We start from the raw sequence: 20,689 nt of genomic DNA, 5'->3' as shown, positions 1-20,689 counted from the left end.
CGCCGCGTCTGTTGTAGGCTGTTCCACGGCCCGCTGAGCGGTCCAGGAGCGCCCGTAGCTCAATGGATAGAGCATCTGACTACGGATCAGAAGGTTAGGGGTTCGAGTCCCTTCGGGCGCACATCAGGTGAGATCCCCGTCGCGAGAGCGGCGGGGATCTTCCGTTTCCGGGGCCGCTGCGGGGTGATCCCTTCCTGCATCGCGGAGGCGGTCACGCGTCGGGGGACGGGGCGAGGCGGTAGAGCACCTGCGGGCGTCCCCGCTTGCCGTACCGGTGTGCCAGATCGATCACACCCGTCGCGACGAGGTGCTCGAGGTAGCGGCGAGCGGTCGCCCGCGAGAGCGCGCACGCGGTGGCGATCTCGGATGCCGACCGCGAGGTGACCGGGTCGAGAGCCGCCATCACGCGGGCCAGCGTGACGTCGGCGAGTCCCTTCGGCAGACCGCCCGTCGGGTCGGCCGAGAGTGCCGGTGGACGCTCCTCCGTCCGGTCGCTGACCCGGATGGTTCCGGTGGCGAGCAGCCGGTCGACCTCGCCCTGTGCGAGGGGTCGGTCCTGCTCCGAACCATCGCGGGCGCTGCGCCGTGCGGCGTACTCCTCCAGCCTCCGGCGCAGGACTTCCTGCGTGAAGGGTTTGATGAGATACCCGGCGACGTGCGCCGCGAGCGCCTGTCGCACCGTGACCTGGTCGCGCGACGAGCTGATCACGAGCACGTCGGGGCCCGCTGCATCGACGGCGCGAAGTCGGTGCAGCACTTCGACGCCGCTGATGTCGGGCAGGCGCATGTCGAGCAGCAGCAGGTCCACGTCGTCGGTCACCTGTGCGAGCGCTGCGGCGCCGGTGCCCGCCGTGCCCACGAGGTCGAAACCGGGAGTCTCGGCGATGAACCGGCCGTGCAGTGCGCGAGCGCCGGGGTCGTCGTCGACCACGAGCACACGGATCTCGCTCATCGCACCTCATCCATCTCGAAGTCGAAGCGCGCGCCCCCGAGGGGCGAGCGTCCGATCTCGATCACTCCGCCGCGCGCCATCACGGTGCGGCGCACGAGATCGAGTCCGATGCCGCGACCGCCGACCGTGCGCGCGGACTTCGACGAGTACCCGCGAGCGAAGACGCGATCGACGTCGGCGGGGTCGATGCCCGGCCCGTCGTCCTCGACCGAGCCGATCAGCGTGCGCCCGCGCTGCGTCACCGTGCAGCGAACGTTGCCCGCGCCGGCCTCGCCCGCATTGCGGCAGAGGTTGGCGATGATGAGCAGCACGCCCTCGTCGATCTCGATGTCGTCATCGACGTCGACCTCGAGGTGCGCTCCCAGCGCGGTGAGCTCCCTCCGCACGGCCTCGATCGCGACGCTCGTGATCGGGGTCCGCGTGGTTCCTGGGAGCTCGGAGGTGAGCACAGGGACGATGTCGTCGATGTACGTCAGCGCCTCCTCGGCGTCACCATGCGAGACGAGCCCGTGGATCACGTGCAGGCGGGTGCTGAACTCGTGCGACTGCTCTTGGAGAGCGGTGGTGATGAGCCGCAGGTGCTCGTGTTCGGCCGCCTGCTCGTCGAGTCGGCGGAATCGTCGCTCGATCGCCGCCCCGACGGCCGAACTCGCGAGGGTGCCGACGACGAGGGCTCCGACGATCCACGGCAGGATGTCGCCGAGGGCCTCCTCGCGACGCGCGGAGAGGCTCGACTCCAACACGCCGACGGCCACCATGCCGATGATCCGGTCGCCGTCGCCGAAGACGGGCACCTTGGCGCGCAGCGATCGACCGGACGGACCGGTCTCGGTGCCGAGGAACTCCGCGCCCGCCAGCACCGACTCGTTCGTCGTCGACACGCGCACCCCGCGCTCGGACGGGAGCGGATGGGTGATCCGCACACCCTCGTCGTCGGTGATGACGACGTAGTACACCCCGGCGGCCTGCGCGACGATGTCGGCGAGGGGCTGCAGCTGCTCCGTCGCGTCGGCGAGGTCGCCCGCATCGGCGGGATCGTCATCGTCGCCGCTGTCGACCGTGGACTCCAGCGTGCGCTGCACCTCGGGGAGCACGGCGAGGCTCGCGGCGACCTCGCGCACACGATCCGCCGTGGATGCGCGGATGCTGCGTTCCTGCGCCGCGATCGCGACACCCGCGGTCACCCCGACAGCGGACAGCACGATGAGGCTGGGCAGCAGGAGCATCCCGAGGCGCACGGCGCGTGCGCCGACCCTGCGTCTCATCTCGGCCGCCTCTCCGTCGCTGGATCGCCGCGCTCCGCTCTCCTATGAGCATCTATGAGCACAAAGCCGAGCGCACACGACGTGCGCTCGGTCTCTTGCCATCCTAATAACCGTCTTGCGGCGACAACGATGTCCGCACGAGGAGGCAATGATGACGACGAGTTCATCGGGGACGCGGATTCTGCCGCGGGTCATAGGCGGCACGATCGCCGCAGCGGCGATCGGCATCGCCGCGTTCGGTTCCATCACGTCCGCCGCCGCCGGGCAGGACATCCACGCATCGATGACGATCATCGCCCCCGCCGCAGCAGGCGGTGGCTGGGACGGCGTGGCGCGCGAGCTCCAGCAGGCGCAGAAGGCCAACGGGCTCGTGAACAACGTCCAGGTCGTCAACATGCCGGGCGCCGGCGGCACGATCGCTCTCGGCAACGTCTCGGTGCTCGAGGGCCAGCCGAACAACCTCCTGGTCGGAGGGACCGGTCTCATGGCGGCGACGATCCAGTTCGGCTCCGCGGCGACGCTCGACGATGTGACGCCCCTCGCGGTGATCGTCGAGGAGTACGACGTCATCGTGGTGCCGGCGGACTCGCCGCACGAGACGCTCGACGATCTCGTCGCCGCCTGGAAGGCGGATCCGAAGAGCGTGCCGTGGACGGGTGGCGGCTCGTTCGACCAGCTCGTGGTGACCGATCTCGCGATCAGCGCGGGCATCGCGCCGCTCGATACGACGTACATCTCGTCGGACGGCGGCGGGGAGGCCATCCAGGCTCTCCTCAACGGCACGGCCCAGGCGGCGGCAGGCGGCTACCCCGACAACATCGATCAGATCGAGTCGGGCCGTCTGCGCGTGCTGGCTCTGGTCGCGGAGGAGCCGGTCGACGGCATCGACATCCCGACGGCCGCCGAGCAGGGGTACGACGTCTCGCTCACGAACTGGCGCATGCTCGCCGCCCCCGCGGGGCTGGAGGACGATCAGATCGGCGACCTGCGCGAGCTCATCACGGACTCGATCGCGACGCCGGAGTGGCGCGACGCGATCGACCGCTACCGCTGGACGGAACGGGTGATCATGGGGGAGGAACTCGACGCCTTCCTCGCAGACGAGCACTCCCGCATCGAGGAGCTGTACGAGGAGATGGGGCTGTGATGTCATCGAGCAACCCGACAGCGGTGTCGGCGGTCGTCGGGCAGCGGCTCGCGTTCGGCGCCGGGCCCGGACGGGCGGCAGCGCTGCTGAAGAACCTGACGATGCCGGTCGTGCTCGTCGCGTTCGCGACCTATCTGCTCGTGGGCATCATCACGATGAAGGTCCCCGAGGGCACGGCGTTCCCCGGCCCGCAGTTCTTCCCGATGCTGATCATGGCCGGCCTCTACCTGTTCGCCGCAGTCCTCTCCGTCGGCGCGGTGCGAGAGCATCGTGCGGAGGTCGACACCGCGTCCGCGGCATCCGTCTCGTCTGAGCCGGCAGCGACGACACCCGTGTCCCCGGCATCCGCGTCCACTCCCGAGGCGCCGGCCGAGCCGCGCACGGTCCGCGTCGACGGCAGGTCCCTCGCCTGGGTCGTGGGCTCGTTCCTCGTGTTCTCGCTCGTGCTGAACATCCTCGGCTGGATCATCGCCGCGGGGCTGCTGTTCTGGTGCATCGCGCGCGGCTTCGGTTCCACCCGCTGGCTGTTCGGTCTCGTGGTCGGTCTGACCGTCAGCTCGCTCTCGTACATCGCGTTCGACATGGCGCTCGGCATGTCGCTGCCCTCGGGCATTCTCGGCTGGGGGTTCTGACATGGATGTTCTGCAGCTTCTCGCGGAGGGGTTCGCCGGGGCACTGACCTGGCAGAACCTCGTCTGGGTGCTGATCGGATGCCTGCTCGGCACCGCGGTCGGCGTGATGCCCGGCCTCGGCTCGTCGATGGCGGTGGCACTGCTGCTGCCCGTGACCTTCTCGCTCGAGCCGACCGCCGCGTTCATCATGTTCGCCGGCGTCTACTTCGGCGGCCTCTTCGGTGACTCCACCATGGGCATCCTCATGAACACCCCCGGGCAGGCGTCGGCGATCGCGTCGACGATCGAAGGTCACAAGATGGCCCGTAACGGGCGGGCGGCACAAGCCCTCGCGACCGCGGCGATCGGCGCGTTCATCGGCGGTTTCATCGGCTCTATCGTCGTGGTCTTCCTCGCGCCGGCGCTGGCCGACTTCTCGAGCCGTTTCGGACCCGCGGAGTTCTTCGCGCTCGCCGTGTTCGCCTTCGTCGCGACGTCGTCGGTGGTCACCGACAACGTCGTCAAGGGACTGACCTCTCTGTTCATCGGTCTCGGCATCGCCGTGATCGGCGTCGACGGCGTCTCGGGCGCGCCTCGCTTCACGATGGGATCGCCGAACCTCTTCGACGGCGTCTCGCTGGTCACGGTGACGGTGGCGATCCTCGCACTGGGCGAGGTGATCTATGTCGCCTGCCTCGAGCGGCACATGAAGGACAAGGCGATGATCAGGCCTTCGGGTCGGCCGTGGCTCACGCGCCGCGAGTTCAAGGAAGCGACTCCGGCGTGGCTCAGAGGGACGGCGATCGGTCTTCCGTTCGGCGTCGTTCCCGCCGGCGGCTCCGAGATCCCGACCTTCCTCGCCTACGGGCTCGAGAAGCGACTGGATGCGCGCCGGGCGCGACCGAAGTTCGGCACCGGGGCGATCCGCGGCCTTGCCGCCCCCGAGGCGGCCGGCAACTCGACCACGAGCATGGCGATGGGCGCTCTGCTCGCGCTCGGTCTGCCGATCTCGGCGACCGCCGCGATCATGCTCGCCGCCTTCCGTCAGTACGGGCTGCAGCCAGGGCCCCTGCTGTTCGAGCGCGCCCCCGAGCTCGTCTGGGCGCTCCTCGCGAGCTTCTTCATCGCGATGGTGGTGCTGCTGATCCTCAACCTCCCGTTCGCGATGCTCTGGGCCAAGCTACTGCTCATCCCGCGTCCATACCTCTACGCGGGGATCACCCTCTTCTGCGCACTCGGCATCTACGCGACGAGCGGTTCGGCGTTCGACCTGCTCATGCTGCTCGGCATCGGTCTGCTCGGCTTCCTGATGCGGGCTCTCGACTACCCGCTCGCCCCGCTGATCATCGGCATGGTCCTCGGGCCGCTCGCCGAGACCAGCCTCCGCGATGCCGCGATGAGCGCGAACGGCGACTTCTCGGTACTCGTCCAGGGGCCCATCTCGATCACGCTGTACGTGATTCTGGGCGTGGTCCTGCTGGTCGCGATCCGCGGGCGCATCGTGACGCGAGCACAGGCGAAGGCCGAGGCGAGGACCGAGGCGAAGGAGTCGGTCGAGGCATGACGTCGGGCGGACGCCTCGGCGCGCTCAGTCGAGCAGGCTGGTGATCGCGGGGTCTCGTCGCGCGTAGTCGGCGGCGGTGGTGAGGATCACATCGCGCATCGCGGCGACGGCGACCGCGGGGGTGACGTCCGCGCGGTGCGCGAGACTCACGGTGCGCCGCATCATCGGGTGTGTCAGGCGCACCGAGCGCAACGCCGGCTGGTCGAACAGCACCATCGCGGGCACGACGGCGACGCCTACTCCTCGTTCGACGAAGCGGAGCACGGCATCCATCTCCGCCCCCTCGAGGACGTGCTTCGGGGTGATGCCCGCAGAGCGGAAGGCCGCGTCGGTGGTCGCGCGCAGCTCGTAGGTCTCGTCGAGGGCGATCAGCGGAAGCGTGGCGAGGTGCTCGAGGCCGATCGCGGGGGTGATCGCGACGGGAGGCTGGGATGCCGCGGAGACCACGACCAACTCCTCGGTGAGCAGAGGCATGCGCGTCAGGCTGAATCCCGACGGGGGTGGGCCCGTCGACTCGGTGATCAGCGCGATGTCGACGGCGCCGACCGCGAGCTGATCGACGAGAAGCCGTGACCCGCTCTCATCCAGGTGCAGGTCGACACCGGGGTGGGCCGCATGGAACGCGCTGATGGCCTCGGCGACGAGGCTGATGCACAGGGTCGGGGGAGCGCCGAGGCGCACGCGTCCGCGTCGGAGCCCGGCGAGCTCGCCCATCTCGTCGCGGATGGCCTCCGCTTCGGCGAGCATCCGCTGAGCGCGGGGGAGCAGCGCCTCGCCGGCGGCGGTGAGCGCGATGTGGCCGCGCGCGCGGTGGAACAGCTCCGCGCCGAGTTCGCGTTCGAGGGTCGAGATCTGCCTGCTCAGCGAGGGCTGGGCGAGGTGCAGGTACTCGGATGCACGCGTGAAGTGGCCGAGGCGGGCGACCTCGACGAACCCGCGGAGCTGCTCGAGGTTCATGCCTTCAGTCTATCGATACCAGCAGGACTATGCATTGGACGGCATGAGGATGTCCTAACTAGCGTTGTGCCCATGACCTCACGCGAACGGCAGATCTCCACCACGGTCCTCGTCATCGGCACGGGAGGCTCGGGGCTCCGGGCGGCGATCGAGATCGCCGAGCACGGCGTCGACGTGCTCGCGGTCGGCAAGCGTCCGCGGCAGGATGCGCACACCTCGCTCGCCGCCGGCGGCATCAACGCCGCCCTCGGAACCATGGACGAGGCCGACAGCTGGCAGCAGCACGCCGCCGACACCATCAAGGAGAGCTACCTGCTCGCCAACCCGCACACGGTCGAGATCGTGACCCAGGGGGCCGAGCGAGGCATCCGTGATCTCGAGCGCTGGGGCATGGACTTCGCCCGCGAGGACGACGGCCGCATCTCGCAGCGGTTCTTCGGGGCGCACACCTTCCGCCGCACGGCCTTCGCCGGCGACTACACCGGCCTCGAGATCCAGCGCACCCTCGTGGCCAAGGCCGAGCAGCTCGAGGTCCCCATCCTCGACCACGTCTACATCACCCGCCTGCTCGTACGCGACAACGTCGTGTTCGGCGCCTACGGCTTCGATCAGTCCGACGGCACGCGCTACCTCATTCACGCGGATGCCGTGATCCTCGCCGCGGGCGGCCACAACCGCATCTGGCGTCGCACCTCGTCGCGACGCGATGAGAACACCGGCGACTCGTTCCGCCTCGCGGTCGAGGCAGGGGCGAGGTTGCGCGATCCCGAGCTCGTGCAGTTCCACCCCTCGGGCATCATCGAGCCCGAGAACGCGGCCGGCACCCTCATCTCCGAAGCGGCCCGAGGCGAGGGCGGCATCCTGCGCAATGCGCTCGGCGAGCGGTTCATGTCGAAGTACGACCCCGAGCGCATGGAGCTCTCGACCCGCGACAGGGTCGCGCTCGCCGCGTACACCGAGATCGCCGAGGGGCGCGGCACCGAGAACGGCGGCGTCTGGCTCGACGTCTCGCACCTGCCGCGCGAGACGATCATGACCCGGCTGCCCCGGGTCTACCAGACGATGATGGAGCTGCAGATGCTCGACATCACCTCCGAGCCGATCGAGATTGCCCCCACGGCGCACTACTCGATGGGCGGCGTGTGGGTGCGTCCGGAGGATCATCAGACCGACGTCGACGGGCTCTACGCGATCGGCGAGGCGTCGAGCGGGCTGCACGGCGCCAACCGCCTCGGCGGCAACTCGCTCATCGAGCTGCTCGTATACGGCCGCATCGTCGGGCAGGCCGCGATGGCCCATGCGGCCGGGCTCGACGCGCAGCGTCGATCGCCGGAGGCCGTGGCCAGGGCTCGCGCCGAGATCGACGACCTGCTCGCCGCGGACGGCCGCGAGAACGTGCGGGCGCTGCAGCGCGCGATCCGCAACACGATGACCCAGCATGCGGGGGTCGTCCGCTCGGAAGAGGGACTGCGTGCGGGTCTCGCCGACCTCGACATGATCGAGGGACGGATGGAGGACATCGGCATCCACCCCGACATCGCAGGCTTCCAGGATCTCGCGCACGCCTTCGACCTCAAGGCCTCGGCGCTCGCTGCCCGCGCCACGATCGAGGCGGCGCTCGAGCGTCGCGAGACGCGCGGATGCCACAACCGCAGCGACTACCCCGACACCGACCCCACGCTGCAGGTGAACCTCGTCTGGTCGCCCACCGGCGGAGTCACGCACGAGCCGATCCCCGAGATCCCGGCGGAGATCGCCGAACTCATGCGGGAGGTCGACACCGAGGGCAAACTCGTCGAGTAGCCCGCATCCGAACGCGCTCCCGTCGCAGGGTGCATCGCGACGGGAGCGGCCGGGTGGCGGAGCGAGGTAGGAGTCGCTCAGTCGCCCTCGTCGGTCTCCGGACCGTCGATGACCCCGATCCCGACCGCTTCATGGTCGGGCTCGGGGTCGTTGCGCGTCGGCGCCTTCGGCTCCTCGCCGGGGTCCTTCTCGGTGCTCGGCTCTTCGAGCTCGGCGTCGTCGGGAACCTCCGCGGGGTCGGCGTCCTCGGGTGACTCCGCCTCGTCGGGGGTGTCGGCGGTGTCGGCGCTCTGACCCGTCTCCACGAATTCGCCCGCTTCGCCCGACGACGGTGTCGGGGTCGGTGCCTGCGCCTCCGGAGCGAGGTTCGCGGCCGGGTCCTGGTCGGGTGTGCTGTTCGTCATGATCATCCCTTTCGCATCGAGTGCCCGATCAGCTTCGCCTCTCGGTCGCGCAGCGGGAAGGGGCTTGACGACACGCGGGGGGCCTCTGAGCGTGTCGTGCCGACGTACGCTGGAGGGGTGACAGCGTACGTCTCGGCATTCGACCTCTTCTCCATCGGCGTGGGGCCGTCGAGCTCCCACACGGTGGGACCCATGCGAGCCGCGCTCGACTTCGCGCACCGGCTGCGCGCCGAGGGATCACTCGATCCTGTCGCCCGAGTCGGGTGCACGCTCTTCGGCTCGCTCGGCGCGACCGGGATCGGGCACGGAACCCCGGATGCCGTGGTCGCGGGCCTGCGCGGCCTCTCACCCGAGACCTGCGACCCCGCCGAGGTCCGCTCGGCGTGGACCGATTTTCCGGCGGGAGGGATGCTCGCGCTCGACGGCGACCACGAGGTGCCCTTCGCGAAGGACGACATCGTGTTCGCCCCGCGCACGAGACTCCCCGGGCATCCGAATGCGATGACGATGACGGCATGGTCGGCCGACGGCGCCGTCGTGGCGGAGGAGACGTACTACTCCGTCGGCGGCGGATTCATCCGCCGTGACGGCGAAGAGGCGAAGCTCGCTCCCGCGCCGCTGCCGTACTCCTATCCGGATGCCGCGTCGCTGCTCGCACTCTGCGACGAGCACGGGTTGTCGATCGCCGAGGTCGCGCGTCTCAACGAGACCGCTGAGCGCAGCGAAGAGGACGTGGCCGCCGGGCTCGACGCGATCTGGGACGCGATGGCCGCCTGCGTCGATGCCGGTCTGCACTCCGACGGGGTGCTTCCCGGCATGCTCAAGGTCAAGCGGCGTGCGGGCGTGATCCGCGCCCAGCTCGAAGAGGCCGAGTCCGACGGGCACCGCGAGTTGCCGGGGGAGTGGCTCGGAGCGTTCGCGCTCGCCGTCAACGAGGAGAACGCGGCGGGCGGGCGCGTCGTCACGGCACCGACGAACGGTGCCGCCGGCATCCTTCCGGCCGTGGCGATGTACTGGTGGCGGTTCCTCGCCGATTCGGGGCTCGGGGCGGGCAACGCCGTCACCCCGTACGGAGAGCTGGTGGGCAGCGCACTGCTCGGCTTCGACGGCTCGCGTGCGATCGATGCCCCCGTTGTCGACGGCGCCGAGGGCGACGAGAGCGTCGCCGAAGCGAACCGTCGCCGCGGCATCCGTCGGTTCCTGCTCACCGCCACCGCGCTGGGGTCGCTGTTCAAGGCCAACGCGTCGATCTCGGGGGCCGAGGGCGGATGCCAGGCGGAGGTCGGGTCGGCCTGCGCGATGGCTGCGGGTGGTCTCACCGCCGTGATGGGCGGAACGAACAGGCAGATCGAGAACGCCGCGGAGATCGCCATGGAACACCATCTCGGACTCACCTGCGACCCGATCGGCGGGCTCGTGCAGATCCCGTGCATCGAGCGGAACGCGATCGCCGCGTCGACCGCCGTCACCGCCGCGCGACTCGCGCTCCGGGGCGACGGCAGCCACTACGTCTCGCTGGATGCGGTGGTCGAGACCATGCGCCAGACGGGCATCGACATGTCGACGAAGTACAAGGAGACCAGCGAGGGCGGACTCGCGGTCAACGTCATCGAATGCTGAGACATCTCGCGCCGATCGGCGTCTGAACCTGCCGATGTCGGCGGTCGCGCGTAGCCTCGGGGCATGGAGTCGATCTGGATGCCGGGCAGTCGTCGTCGGCGTGAGCAGCCCGTCGTCTCCGTCCGCGCGAATGACGACGCGCCGGAACCTGGAGAGGTCTGGCCCACGAGCATCCCTGCGGTCGCCCAGGTGCTCCGCGAGGGGCTCGACCTCTCGCCAGGGGTGACTTTTCTCGTCGGCGAGAACGGCAGCGGAAAGTCCACCATCGTCGAGGGCGTCGCGATCGCCTACGGGTTGTCCCCCGAGGGCGGATCGCGCAACGCCACGCACAGCACCCGCCCGACCGAGTCGCCCCTGTCGGAGTGGCTGCGGATCCAGCGCGGCGTCGGTGCGAACCGCTGGGGCTTCTTCCTCCGTGCCGAGACGATGCACTCGTTCTACACGTACCTCGAAGAGAACCCGTCGACGAGCGGTCCGGATGTACCCTTCCACGAGATGAGTCACGGCGAGTCCTTCCTCGCGGTGCTGCAGAGCCGTTTCGACGAACCCGGTTTCTACTGCCTCGACGAGCCCGAGGCCGCGCTCTCGTTCCAGTCGACGCTCGCGCTCATCGCGGTGCTGCAGAGGATCGTCGACGAGGGCGGGCAGGTGCTGTGCGCCACACACTCGCCGGTGCTCGCCGCGCTGCCCGGTGCGCGCATCCTCGAGGTCGGCGACTGGGGCATCCGGCCCGCGCAGTGGAGCGATCTCGAGCTGGTCGGCCACTGGCGCTCGTTCCTGCAGGACCCGCCCCGGTACCTGCGGCATCTGCTGGACTGAGGGCGCGGGAGAGGGCGTGGGCGGTACGGCGGCGACAGTCGCCGCTCAGCCGGGGGCGCGTTTCTTCGTGTGCCTGGTCGGGGCAGCGAGCCAGGGATCCTCGGGCCACGGATGCTTGGGGTAGCGTCCGCGCATCTCCGCGCGCACCTGTGAGTACGGACCCGACCAGAACGAGGCGAGATCGTCGGTGACCGCGAGCGGGTGTCCGGCGGGGGAGAGCAGGTGGAACAGCACGGGGGTCCGTCCGTCTACCAGCCTCGGGGTCTGCGCCCAGCCGAAGCACTCCTGCAGCTTCACCGCCACCACGGGTCGTGCCGTCGGATCCCCGAGCTCCGGGTAGTCGATGCGGATGCGCGAGCCGCTGGGCACCTCGAGCCGCTCGGGGGCGAGGTCGTCGAGGCGGGATGCCTCGGGCCAGGGCAGCAGGCGGCGGAGCGCGGACGTCAGATCGAGCCGCGCGACCGCAGTCCCGGCGGCCAGCGCATCGAGCTCGGGTGCCATCCAGGTGTCGAGGGCGTCGAGCAGCCCGGCATCGGAGACATCGGGCCAGGGAAGGCCGAGCTCGCGGTGCAGCAGACCCAGCCGACGCCGCAGCGCATCGGCGCCACCGGTCCATGCGAACAGGCCGAGACCGTCTCGACGGAGCGCCCGACGCACGGCATCCCGGCCCTCCTCCGCCGACGCGCGCACCGGAGCGGATGAGCGAAGGATCGCGCCGACGCGGCGTTCCCGTCGTGCCTGCACGCGCCCACCGGTGAACTCCGCCTCGACCCGGTCGGTCATCAGATGGCCGGCGGACTGCTCGAGCTGGCTCTCCGACAGTGCCGCCGCAGAGCGGATGACGGCGCCCGATCCCGCCGCGGCCCGACCCGCCGCGCGTGCCACATCGGCGACCGCGAGCCACTCCACCGCAGCGAGCGGGCCCTGCACCCCGGCACGGGTGCCCGATGCCAGCAGGAACGTCGCACCCTCGGCGGTGCGATCGACGCGCTGCGCGATCCGGTCGGGAAAGGCGAGGGCGATCACGAGGCCGACGCCGTCGAGGTCCGACCGGACTCCCGGTGCGGGATGGGCGAGGCGCTCGAGCCGATCCGCGTCGCTGCGCCAGCGCCGGGCATCCGGCGTGCGTCCCCCGCGCAGGGTGACGAGCGCCTGTGCGGCGTCGGCCTGGGCTACCCGCACATCACCACCCAGCAGCGCGACGACCTCGGCGGTCAGTCGGGCGCCGACGATCGGGCTGCCGTCACGCAGGGCGCGGGCGAGTCGCGGATCGGCGGGGATGCGCGCCAGCGCACGGCCGTCGGCAGTGGCGTGGCCCTGGTCGTCGATCGCTCCGAGTCCGCGCAGCGCGGTGAGCGCGTCGGCGAGTGAGGCAGCGGGCAGCGGCTCGATCATCCGCAGTCCCGCGCCACCGGGCGCACCCCAGCACGCGAGCAGCAGTGCGGCGTCGGCGAGGTCGGACACGGCGATCTCCGCGACCGGGCGGGCAGGCGCCGCCGCGTAGGTGCGCTCGTCGACGCAGCGGATGACCGTGCCGGGGCCCTGTCGCGTCGCACGGCCCGCCCGCTGCACGCAGGACGACCGCGATGCCGCGGTCGTGACGAGGCCCGTCATCCCCCGGGCGGCGTCGCGCTGCGGATGCCGAGACAGACAGCTGTCCACGACCAGGCGCACCCCCGGCACCGTGAGCGAGGATTCGGCGAGAGAGGTGGTGACGATGATGCGCGGCGCCTCATCCGCGCGGCGGCCCCGGATGACGGCATCCTGTTCCGCCGCCGGGATGCGTCCGTGCAGTTCGCGGATGTCGGCCTCACCGCTCGCGTCACGGAGGCGCCGGGCGATCTCCGAGACCTCGCGCACACCCGGCGCGAACACCAGCACGTCCGCCGTCGGGTCGTCGCGGGTCAGCGCACGCGCGGCATCCGTCGTCGTGCGGGCGACGTGGTCGAGGAAACCGCGGGTCACGCCGCGCTCGTCGAGCCGTGGTGCGGGACTCGGCGCCCAGCGCTCGGTGAGCGGAAAGGCGGGGACCTCGTGGTCGACCACCGGGGCGGGCAGGGTGTCGGTGCCCAGAGCGTCCGAGATGCGCGCGGCGTCGAGGGTCGCCGACATCGCGACGACCACGAGGTCGTCCCTCAGCTCGCGCACCTCGGAGAGCAGGCCGATCAGCAGATCCGTTTCGAGCGCGCGCTCGTGGACCTCGTCGAGGACCACCGCATCGACACCGTCGAGGCCGGGGTCGTCGAGCATCCGCCGCAGCAGCACCCCCGCCGTGACGAACTCGATCCTGGTCCCGGGCCCTGCCGAGCGCTCGCCGCGCACCGTGAATCCCACCCGTGCGCCCAGCGGCGTGCCGTCGAGGTGGGCGAGTCGTCGGGCGGCGGCACGGGCAGCGACCCGTCGAGGCTGCGTGACGATCACACGGCCGGGCGAACGCGACGCCAGCAGCGGCGGTACGAGAGTGGTCTTGCCCGTTCCGGGAGGAGCGCTCACCACCACCGCGGCGCGGGTGTCGAGTGCCGCCGACAGCTCGTCGAGAGCGGCCGCGAACGAGAGCCCCGCGCCGATGGCATCGAGGTCGAAGGCGGTCATGTCCCCAGTCTGCCCGGTCCGTTCCCCATCCGGGTGCCGGCAGAGGGGTGGGCGGTCAGGCGGCGGTCGAGTGGGCGTCGAGCGGGCGGTCGGGAACCGCGTGCACGATTCAGCATGAGCGCCACTGAACTCGGCCGATCACACCCGATAGCGCCCGGTGTGCGGCGTTCATGCTGAATCGTGCACGGGAGGCTGCCCGCACATGACGGATGCCGCGGCCGAATCGGCCGCGGCATCCGCTGTGCTGCTGGTTGCTGTGCTGCTGCTTACTCCGCTGCGGGAGCCGGCGGTGCCGGGGGCGGCGGGGTGGTCGGTGCCGAGCGTCGCGTCGGTGCAGAAGCCGCGGACGGTGCGGACGCTGCTGCGACTCCCTCGCCGATGCCACGACCGACGGCCTGGCCCTGGATGATCGACGCGAGGTCGAGTCCGGTCGCCGAGCTGACGCTGTCGAACACCGACTTCAGAGCCCGTGCGCTGTCGGCGCCGACGAGGTTCGATGCTCCGTCTTCGCTCGAGCCGCCGATGATCGACACGTTGCCGATCGCGGCGTAGCCCTTGGAGAACTCGGCCATGATCGACGGCAGCACGTCCAGCACGCGCTGCGACAGGAAGGCGTCCTGGTTGGACGCGATGGCCTTCGCCTCGGCCTCGACGGCTGCGGCTCGCGCCTCACCCTCGGCGCGGATCGCGTCGGCTTCGGCGTTGGCCCGCAGGCGACGTGCCTCGGACTCGGCCTCTGCCTGCGCGCGCAGCGCGTCGGCTTCACCGCTCGCGCGGGCGATCGCGGCTGCGGCCTCACCGTCGGCCTTGGCCTTGTCGGCCTGCGCCTGCTGCTCGGCGATGCGGGTGCGGGCCTCGGCCTGCTTGACCTGCTCGATCGCGCCGGCCTCGGCGGCACGCTCACGCGTGTAGAGCTCGGCCTGCGCGCGGGTCTCGGCCTCGTACCGCTGGGCGTCGGCGACGCGCTTGACGTCGGCGTCGAGCTGAGCCTGGCGGTTCTCGGCCTGCTGCTGCAGAACGGCCTGCTGAGCCTGCTCGCGGGCGAGGTTCTCGGCCTGCTCGGCCTCGGCGCGCGCTCGGCCGATGCCGGCGTTGGAGTTCGCCGTGTTGGTGTCGAGCGCGGTCTGCTCGATGAGGTTGGCTTCCTGGTTGGCGATGTTCTTCTGGTTGATCGCACGGTCGGCGTTGGTCTGCGAGATCTCCGCGGACTGACGCTTCGCCTGGATCTCGGGGGCACCGAGAGACTGGATGTAGCCGACCTTGTCGGTGATCCCCTTGATCTGGAACGAGTCGAGGATCAGACCCTGCTCGGCGAGCTCCTGCGAGACGTCGGCGGCGATCTGGTCGGAGAACTTCTTGCGCTCGCGCATGAGCTCGACGACCGAGAGCGTGGCGACGATGCCACGCAGGGCACCCTCGAGCTGTTCGGTGGTGAACTGCTCGATGGCCTTGTCCTGCGAGGCGAATCGCTCGGCGGCCCGGCGGACGAGGATGGGGTCGGAGCCGATCTTCACGATCGCGACGCCGTCGACGTTGAGCGTGACGCTGTCGAGCGACTGCGCCTCGGCGTTCAGGGAGACCTGCCGCGAACGCAGCGAGATGATCTCGTGGCGCTGCGTGATCGGGTTGACGAGCGACTTGCCGTTCACGATGACGGTGACGGGCGATTCCGACATCTCGTCGCGGCTCGACCCGTCGGCGGCGATGACGGCGCGCTGCACCTTCTGCTTGCGACCCGAGATGACGAGGGCCTCGTCGGCTCGGGCGACCTTGATCCAGCTGCGTGCGAACAGCAGCAGGATCAGCAGTATGACGACAGCGGCGACGACGGCGATGCCGACGATGATGAGGATGCCGACTGCTCCGGCGATCTCCATGGATGACCTCCCTGGTTCCCCCCGAGGGGGCGGTCCGTGATGCCCGCGCGGTCGCGCGGGCGGTTACGGTCCACCCTGCCAGAAAACGGTTCCAGCCGTCGCCGGGAGTCGGGCCCGCTTCGGTGTGGGAGGCGAACTCCTCGACGGGAGGACACCTGTGCGTGATCTCGCCGCCCGACGGGGAGAAATCCGCCCGACGGGGAGAACCTTCCAGGGGAACCCCCCCGACAGAGATCAGCGGCCGCGGAGCTTCTCGGCGAGGTCGCGCAACGCCTTCAGCTCGTCGTCATCGAGCCGCGACATGCGGTCGGCGATGGAGCGGCCGTGCACGGTGGCGATCTGACGGAACGCCCGGACTCCCGCATCCGTCGCGCGGATCAGCGCACCGCGTCCGTCGTCGGGGTCGGGGCACTTCTCGACGAGCCCGCGCGAGACCATGCGGTCGACGAGGCGCGAGACGCTGGGCTGACTGATCAGCATGTTGGAGGTGACGTCGCGCAGCCGGGCGGACTTGCGGGGCGAGCGCGTGACCGTGAGGAGCACGTCGTATTCGGCCTGTCCGAGACCGGAATGATCGAAATCGGCGTTCATCTCGGTGAACAGCTCGTGCTGCGCGCGGAACAGGCTCTCCCACGCCTGGACGGCGAGCTTGCGATCGGTCATGGAGACCAGGTTAGTGGCAACAGTAAAGGGCCGGTCGGAGAGGCTCCCGACCGGCCCTTGTCCCTTGCACCAAGAGTGTCCTGCAATCACATGCGGTGTATGCCACAGCAAACATTCACCGTGCAATCACTCTATAACGGCGAGATAACGAATGCAACGGTTTGGTCACGGAAAGTTCGAGATCGGGATGTCGGTCACGATCGTTGTCCGATCTCAAGCAAGTTGGCAACATCTCAGACACTTGGCACGACGTCTCATGCAAGTGGCAAGTGTCTCAATCCGTTGACAACTTTCTCACGAGGCGTTGCCCGCGGATGGGTACGGCGGTACCGTGTCAGCACGCGCGGCTCTTCGTGGGAAGGGATCGCCATCGCGCGGGCTTCGAAAGAGTCTCTAATGGTGATCCCGTCGGCCTTAGTTCCTTGGAGAGCAAGCAGCGACATCCAGCCCTCTGAGGGGCGAGTAGACGTGGCCTTCGTGCTCGCAGACAGTCGGCGCCTGATGGACGCTCGCGATGTCTCGGAGATTCCCTTCGAACTTTGCTCACCCGTGCGTGAGTTTTCGACGTGGCAGGGCAAACGCCACCACTCAGGCGCGCTCTGGATGTCTAAAACAGGTCGACACGTGGTCTTCGAGTCGCTCGCAGAACGTACATTCCTCCTCGAGCTAGATCGCACGGTCGGAGTGGACGCAGTATCGAGTCAACCGATGGAGATTCAGTGGGTGGGGTCCTCCACCAGCCGGCACACGCCCGACTACTTCGTTCGGATGATCGACAGTCCTCCGGTGCTTGTCGACGTCAGGCCTTTGAAACGCATCGACGACGTGGCACGCGCTCAGTTCGATCGAACAGCGGAGTTTTGCGCTCGGCTTGGGTGGTCGTACACCGTGTATGCACTCGACTCGGTGGTGCGCGATGCGAACCTACGATTCTTGTCGCGCTATCGCGATCCGCGCTGGGACCTCGACTCGCCTCTATCGCTTCCTGTTGGCGATGTCGGAACAGTCGACCACGTGAGCAAGAACCTCGACTGGGACGGCAGGGGGATCGAACGCTGCTACTGGCTGTTGTGGAGCGGCTACCTCGAGTTCGACCTTGAACTGCCTCTGACACCCGCGACGCGGCTGACTCGGCGGTCAGTCGAATGAGGCAGCGCGCTGGTTCATGGATCTCTTGGCGATCTGTCGACTACGAAGTAATGGTCATCAGCCCGACCTTCGCAGTGTTGCGCTCAAGCGACGGCGTCGAGCTGGAGGTCTCGCGCGATGAGCTGGAACGGAGTGCCGGCCTCAGTTCCCGGTTGGCAACTCGATTTGATCTGCGGGAACTCAGAGATGAGGTGATCGAGGACGAAGCAGCGCAGACCTGGTGGCACGTATTGAAGGCGATGGACGATGCGGTTCAGAGTGGAGTGACGAAGAAGGCCGCCGTTCTTGACGCGGCGAGGGAGGCGGCCGCTCGCCTGGGGAGCACCGTCTCCCCACGAACCGTGTATCGGCGGTTGGAGGAGTTCGAGCGTTATGGCTTGCCCGGACTGGTCGACGGTAGAAAGCCGTCATCAGGTAGATCTGCCGGAATTGGGCGTACGGATCCGCGTGTCGTCGAGGTGATCAATGAGGTGCTGGACTCGCGCGCGGCCGCATCCACGATCAGCAAGGATGCCTTGATCCGCAGAATCGAACGACTGACCCATCAGAAATATGGAGCGGAAGTTCAACTGCCCAGTCGAGCCACGCTCCATCGCATTCTGAAAGCAGAGGACGTCGGCCGCGGCTCATTCGGCTCTGCCAAGACAAGAGAATCACTTTCCCTCCGGCACAGCCGCTCGTTCAAGAGCCGCCAAGCGCTACGCCCTGGAGAACAGACTCAGATCGATTCAACGACGTTGGATGTCCTCGTGCGGATCGATGAAACCACGATCGCTCGCCCGGAGCTCACAATTCTCATCGACGTTGCCACGCGGTCGATACTGTCTGCGGTCCTTCGACCGGAGGGCACTAAGAGCGTCGACCTAGTCGTTGGGAGCTGAACCCGGTCTTGTGGACACCTGATCTGAGCGGCGAGAGTCGTTCGTGAAGGAGTCATCATGCCTGCAGCTCACCCGGTGGAGTTTCGTCGGAGGGCGGTCGTGCTCGCGCGGTCAAAGGAGAAGCCGGTGGCGCAGCTCGCGGCCGATCTGGGGATCAGCGAGTCGTGTCTGCGCCGGTGGATGAAGATCGCCGACGTTGACGAGGGCGTCGAGGAAGGCGTGACCTCGGATGAACGCGCCGAGCTGGTCCGGCTGCGGCGCGAGAACCGGGTTCAGGCCGCGGAGATCGAGATCCTCCGGCAGGCGTCGGCGTATTTCGCGCGGGAGGTGGTCGGCCCAAAAGGGTCTTCCCGGTGATCGATCGCCTCGTCGCCACCGGGATAGACGCGGCCCTTGCCTGTCGGGTGTTGCGGGTCTCGCGGTCGGGGTACTACGCGTGGAAGAGTCGCCCTCCGTCGGAGCGAGCACGGGTGGACGAGGAGCTGACGGTCACGATCGTCCGCGTTCACAGGGACTCCCGAACCAGCTACGGCGCGAGGCGCGTGCACGCGGAGCTGCGGCTCGGGTTGCAGATCCGATGCGGGAAGAAGCGGGTGGCCCGGCTGATGCGTCTGGCGGGGATCGCTGGGATCAGCCACCGCCGCAAACGCGGGAAGGTCCGCCCGCTGCCGGCACCGCATGAGGATCTCGTGAAACGCCAGTTCGTCGCGGACGGCCCGAACAAGCTCTGGGTCACCGATATCACGGAACATCCGACGAAGACCGGGAAGGTCTACTGCGCGGCCGTCGTGGACGTGTTCTCCCGTCGCGTGGTCGGGTGGGCGATCGCCGATCACATCCGTGCAGAGCTCGTTGTCGATGCGCTCGACATGGCAAGGTGGCGACGCAAACCCGAGCCGGGAACCGTGGTCCATTCGGACCGCGGATCCCAATACACCTCGTGGGTGTTCGGGCACCGGCTCCGCCAAGCCGGGCTGCTCGGATCGATGGGCAGGGTCGCGTCCAGCGTCGACAACGGACTCATGGAGTCGTTCTGGTCCACGATGCAACGCGAACTCCTCGACCAGCACGTTTGGCAAAGCCGAGACGAACTGGGGCAGGCGATCTTCGAATGGATCGAGGCCTGGTACAACCCGAAACGCCGCCACTCCGGCATCGGAGACGTCTCACCACTCGAGTTCGAGAACACCCATCACGCCGCTATCGCGGCATAATTCAACACACAACCCGTGTCCACCGAACCGGGTTCAGCTCCTTGTGCTTGCGAGAGCGCTCGCACCGTACTCACGTCGTCCTGAAGGCGCGCAAGAAACGCGGCGACTCATCTCTACAGCGTGGGTCGAGGACGCTCTGCTGGATCAAGAGCAGTTTGAGCGACTGCGTAATCAACAGCCGTTCATCTTCCCCGAGACGATCACCACTGACCGCGGTAGCAACTATCTGTCCGCACACTTCCTTGCCGCCTGTGAGCATCTGACAATCGGCACCATCACGGCTTCAACGCACACTCCCACCGACAAGCCTCACGTCGAACGGACATTTAAGTCGATCAACACGATGTTCCTCAGCCACGTCCGCGGTTACACCGGCCGAAGTGTTGAGCACCGTGGAAAGGACGTCTCCCATAACTCAGATCAGCTCCTCACGATCGCGCAGATGCAAGAGCTTCTCGAAGATTGGATCGCAGTGGTCTGGCAAAACAAGGTCCACAGCAGCCTGAGAGATCCGCTTGAAACGACCGTCGCGCTCTCCCCAAACCAGATGTGCCGAGCGTATCGGCGTCGAGTGCCCGAGCTGCATATCCCGTTGACACGCGAGGACTTCATCGCGCTGCTTCCTACGGTCAAACGCCGAATCAACCGCTACGGGGTGACGATCGACCATCGGGTCTACGACTCGTCGCGCCTTGATCTGTATCGGAGGAGGGTGTCCGACTCAAGAAAAGGTAGCGGGCGGTGGTCGATTCGTGTCGATCCGTACAACCTGCACGTGGTCTGGCTCGATGCGGATGGCGAGTTCATCCCGTTGCATTGGTCCAACGAGATTCATCGCATGCCGATGCTCGGCGAAGTCTGGCGGCTTGCTCGTGAAGAGTACAGAGCGACGGGTGTTGCAACGCCTGACCCTCATCTGGCGGGGGCAATCCTGGACTTCTCTACGCGAGGGAACCCGAAGGGTTCGGGTTCGAGATCAGCGCGCGTTTCTGCGGCACGAGCGGACCCAATGCACCTCACGGCAGGTAACGCGCCCGCTGAGGAACGAACGGAAGTGATCGCCGGTCTAGCAGGAGGCGTGGACAGCGTCCGCGAGAACGAACCCTGGCCGAATCGGGGTGGATTTGAGTTGATAGCGGAACCGTCCGAAGAGTCGGAGGGATAGGCGTTC

Annotated in this window: 18 protein-coding genes and 1 tRNA gene; 12 read left to right on the top strand and 7 right to left on the bottom strand. The window is 68.4% G+C overall.

Annotated features, from left to right (window positions below; all coding sequences use genetic code 11):
• The first annotated feature begins 48 nt into the window (after positions 1-48).
• Positions 49-121: transfer RNA gene (locus ASD43_RS01950), tRNA-Arg, on the top strand.
• A gap of 90 nt (positions 122-211) precedes the next feature.
• On the opposite strand, the gene ASD43_RS01945 is transcribed toward ASD43_RS01950, so the two are convergent.
• Positions 212-952, bottom strand: coding sequence for a response regulator (locus ASD43_RS01945; protein WP_056412859.1), 741 nt, complete (start codon positions 950-952; stop codon positions 212-214).
• On the bottom strand, positions 949-2,217 hold the full coding sequence (locus ASD43_RS01940) for an ATP-binding protein (protein WP_082539191.1): 1,269 nt from the start codon (positions 2,215-2,217) through the stop codon (positions 949-951). Before ASD43_RS01940 ends, ASD43_RS01945 begins: the two co-directional genes overlap by 4 nt.
• Before the next feature lie 151 nt (positions 2,218-2,368).
• Between ASD43_RS01940 and ASD43_RS01935 the strand changes: the two genes are divergently transcribed.
• Genes ASD43_RS01935 through ASD43_RS01925 form a run of 3 tightly spaced genes read left to right on the top strand, consistent with a single transcriptional unit; the run spans position 2,369 to position 5,539 of the window.
• Positions 2,369-3,364: a tripartite tricarboxylate transporter substrate binding protein gene (locus ASD43_RS01935; protein ID WP_056412855.1), complete on the top strand. Its 996-nt coding sequence runs from the start codon at positions 2,369-2,371 to the stop codon at positions 3,362-3,364.
• On the top strand, positions 3,364-3,996 hold the full coding sequence (locus tag ASD43_RS01930) for a tripartite tricarboxylate transporter TctB family protein (RefSeq protein WP_056412850.1): 633 nt from the start codon (positions 3,364-3,366) through the stop codon (positions 3,994-3,996). The genes ASD43_RS01935 and ASD43_RS01930 overlap by 1 nt, the downstream gene beginning before the upstream one ends.
• A gap of 1 nt (position 3,997) precedes the next feature.
• Positions 3,998-5,539: a tripartite tricarboxylate transporter permease gene (locus ASD43_RS01925; RefSeq protein WP_056412846.1), complete on the top strand. Its 1,542-nt coding sequence runs from the start codon at positions 3,998-4,000 to the stop codon at positions 5,537-5,539.
• A 24-nt stretch (positions 5,540-5,563) separates the two neighbouring features.
• Here ASD43_RS01925 and ASD43_RS01920 read toward each other — a convergent pair whose 3' ends face one another.
• Positions 5,564-6,496, bottom strand: coding sequence for a LysR family transcriptional regulator (locus ASD43_RS01920; RefSeq protein WP_056412844.1), 933 nt, complete (start codon positions 6,494-6,496; stop codon positions 5,564-5,566).
• A gap of 72 nt (positions 6,497-6,568) precedes the next feature.
• On the opposite strand from ASD43_RS01920, the gene ASD43_RS01915 reads away from it, so the two are divergent.
• A complete protein-coding gene (locus ASD43_RS01915) occupies positions 6,569-8,299 on the top strand; it encodes an L-aspartate oxidase (RefSeq protein WP_200946550.1) in 1,731 nt (576 codons plus the stop codon).
• A 77-nt stretch (positions 8,300-8,376) separates the two neighbouring features.
• Here ASD43_RS01915 and ASD43_RS01910 read toward each other — a convergent pair whose 3' ends face one another.
• Positions 8,377-8,703 (bottom strand): hypothetical protein, encoded by a 327-nt coding sequence (locus ASD43_RS01910; RefSeq protein ID WP_056418891.1) that lies wholly within the window; start codon positions 8,701-8,703, stop codon positions 8,377-8,379.
• A 117-nt stretch (positions 8,704-8,820) separates the two neighbouring features.
• On the opposite strand from ASD43_RS01910, the gene ASD43_RS01905 reads away from it, so the two are divergent.
• Both ASD43_RS01905 and ASD43_RS01900 read left to right on the top strand, forming a co-directional pair.
• Positions 8,821-10,323 carry an L-serine ammonia-lyase, iron-sulfur-dependent, subunit alpha gene (locus ASD43_RS01905; protein WP_056412838.1) on the top strand — a complete coding sequence of 501 codons (1,503 nt, stop codon included), beginning with the start codon at positions 8,821-8,823 and terminating at the stop codon, positions 10,321-10,323.
• A gap of 63 nt (positions 10,324-10,386) precedes the next feature.
• Positions 10,387-11,142 (top strand): AAA family ATPase, encoded by a 756-nt coding sequence (locus tag ASD43_RS01900; RefSeq protein ID WP_082539189.1) that lies wholly within the window; start codon positions 10,387-10,389, stop codon positions 11,140-11,142.
• Positions 11,143-11,187: 45 nt separating this feature from the next.
• Here the strand turns inward: ASD43_RS01900 and hrpB are convergent, their stop codons facing one another.
• The 3 genes from hrpB to ASD43_RS01885 form a co-directional block, all read right to left on the bottom strand.
• The gene (hrpB, locus tag ASD43_RS01895) at positions 11,188-13,734 is read right to left on the bottom strand and encodes an ATP-dependent helicase HrpB (protein WP_056412834.1); all 2,547 of its coding nucleotides are present in this window, start codon (positions 13,732-13,734) and stop codon (positions 11,188-11,190) included.
• A 266-nt stretch (positions 13,735-14,000) separates the two neighbouring features.
• Positions 14,001-15,611 carry an SPFH domain-containing protein gene (locus tag ASD43_RS01890; RefSeq protein WP_056412831.1) on the bottom strand — a complete coding sequence of 537 codons (1,611 nt, stop codon included), beginning with the start codon at positions 15,609-15,611 and terminating at the stop codon, positions 14,001-14,003.
• A gap of 234 nt (positions 15,612-15,845) precedes the next feature.
• Positions 15,846-16,274 carry a MarR family winged helix-turn-helix transcriptional regulator gene (locus ASD43_RS01885; RefSeq protein WP_056412828.1) on the bottom strand — a complete coding sequence of 143 codons (429 nt, stop codon included), beginning with the start codon at positions 16,272-16,274 and terminating at the stop codon, positions 15,846-15,848.
• Between the two features lie 468 nt (positions 16,275-16,742).
• On the opposite strand from ASD43_RS01885, the gene ASD43_RS17280 reads away from it, so the two are divergent.
• Genes ASD43_RS17280 through ASD43_RS16855 form a run of 5 tightly spaced genes read left to right on the top strand, consistent with a single transcriptional unit; the run spans position 16,743 to position 20,683 of the window.
• Positions 16,743-17,423 carry a TnsA-like heteromeric transposase endonuclease subunit gene (locus tag ASD43_RS17280; RefSeq protein WP_162247476.1) on the top strand — a complete coding sequence of 227 codons (681 nt, stop codon included), beginning with the start codon at positions 16,743-16,745 and terminating at the stop codon, positions 17,421-17,423.
• Positions 17,424-17,473: 50 nt separating this feature from the next.
• Positions 17,474-18,304, top strand: a complete 831-nt coding sequence (locus ASD43_RS01875; protein WP_056412824.1) for a helix-turn-helix domain-containing protein — start codon at positions 17,474-17,476, stop codon at positions 18,302-18,304.
• 57 nt (positions 18,305-18,361) lie between these two features.
• The gene (locus tag ASD43_RS01870; protein WP_056412821.1) at positions 18,362-18,661 is read left to right on the top strand and encodes a helix-turn-helix domain-containing protein; all 300 of its coding nucleotides are present in this window, start codon (positions 18,362-18,364) and stop codon (positions 18,659-18,661) included.
• Positions 18,658-19,518 carry an IS3 family transposase gene (locus ASD43_RS01865; RefSeq protein ID WP_082539188.1) on the top strand — a complete coding sequence of 287 codons (861 nt, stop codon included), beginning with the start codon at positions 18,658-18,660 and terminating at the stop codon, positions 19,516-19,518. The genes ASD43_RS01870 and ASD43_RS01865 overlap by 4 nt, the downstream gene beginning before the upstream one ends.
• Before the next feature lie 43 nt (positions 19,519-19,561).
• The gene (locus ASD43_RS16855) at positions 19,562-20,683 is read left to right on the top strand and encodes a Mu transposase C-terminal domain-containing protein (RefSeq protein WP_162247475.1); all 1,122 of its coding nucleotides are present in this window, start codon (positions 19,562-19,564) and stop codon (positions 20,681-20,683) included.
• Positions 20,684-20,689 lie beyond the last annotated feature (6 nt).

It is taken from the genome of Microbacterium sp. Root553 (genome assembly GCF_001426995.1).
Lineage (GTDB): Bacteria > Actinomycetota > Actinomycetes > Actinomycetales > Microbacteriaceae > Microbacterium.
The sequence above is the reverse complement of the archived record's forward strand: the minus strand, read 5'-3'. Positions and strand labels throughout refer to the sequence as shown.

Excerpts from the sequence above, each read along its gene's own strand:
- ASD43_RS01885 (WP_056412828.1), bottom strand. The coding sequence starts at position 16,274 with ATGACCGATCGCAAGCTCGCCGTCCAGGCGTGGGAGAGCCTGTTCCGC.
- ASD43_RS01925 (WP_056412846.1), top strand. The coding sequence starts at position 3,998 with ATGGATGTTCTGCAGCTTCTCGCGGAGGGGTTCGCCGGGGCACTGACC.
- ASD43_RS01930 (WP_056412850.1), top strand. The coding sequence starts at position 3,364 with ATGTCATCGAGCAACCCGACAGCGGTGTCGGCGGTCGTCGGGCAGCGG.
- ASD43_RS01940 (WP_082539191.1), bottom strand. The coding sequence starts at position 2,217 with ATGAGACGCAGGGTCGGCGCACGCGCCGTGCGCCTCGGGATGCTCCTG.
- ASD43_RS01890 (WP_056412831.1), bottom strand. The coding sequence starts at position 15,611 with ATGGAGATCGCCGGAGCAGTCGGCATCCTCATCATCGTCGGCATCGCC.
- hrpB (WP_056412834.1), bottom strand. The coding sequence starts at position 13,734 with ATGACCGCCTTCGACCTCGATGCCATCGGCGCGGGGCTCTCGTTCGCG.
- ASD43_RS01900 (WP_082539189.1), top strand. The coding sequence starts at position 10,387 with ATGGAGTCGATCTGGATGCCGGGCAGTCGTCGTCGGCGTGAGCAGCCC.
- ASD43_RS01920 (WP_056412844.1), bottom strand. The coding sequence starts at position 6,496 with ATGAACCTCGAGCAGCTCCGCGGGTTCGTCGAGGTCGCCCGCCTCGGC.
- ASD43_RS01875 (WP_056412824.1), top strand. The coding sequence starts at position 17,474 with ATGGTCATCAGCCCGACCTTCGCAGTGTTGCGCTCAAGCGACGGCGTC.
- ASD43_RS01935 (WP_056412855.1), top strand. The coding sequence starts at position 2,369 with ATGACGACGAGTTCATCGGGGACGCGGATTCTGCCGCGGGTCATAGGC.
- ASD43_RS01945 (WP_056412859.1), bottom strand. The coding sequence starts at position 952 with ATGAGCGAGATCCGTGTGCTCGTGGTCGACGACGACCCCGGCGCTCGC.
- ASD43_RS01910 (WP_056418891.1), bottom strand. The coding sequence starts at position 8,703 with ATGACGAACAGCACACCCGACCAGGACCCGGCCGCGAACCTCGCTCCG.
- ASD43_RS01915 (WP_200946550.1), top strand. The coding sequence starts at position 6,569 with ATGACCTCACGCGAACGGCAGATCTCCACCACGGTCCTCGTCATCGGC.
- ASD43_RS01870 (WP_056412821.1), top strand. The coding sequence starts at position 18,362 with ATGCCTGCAGCTCACCCGGTGGAGTTTCGTCGGAGGGCGGTCGTGCTC.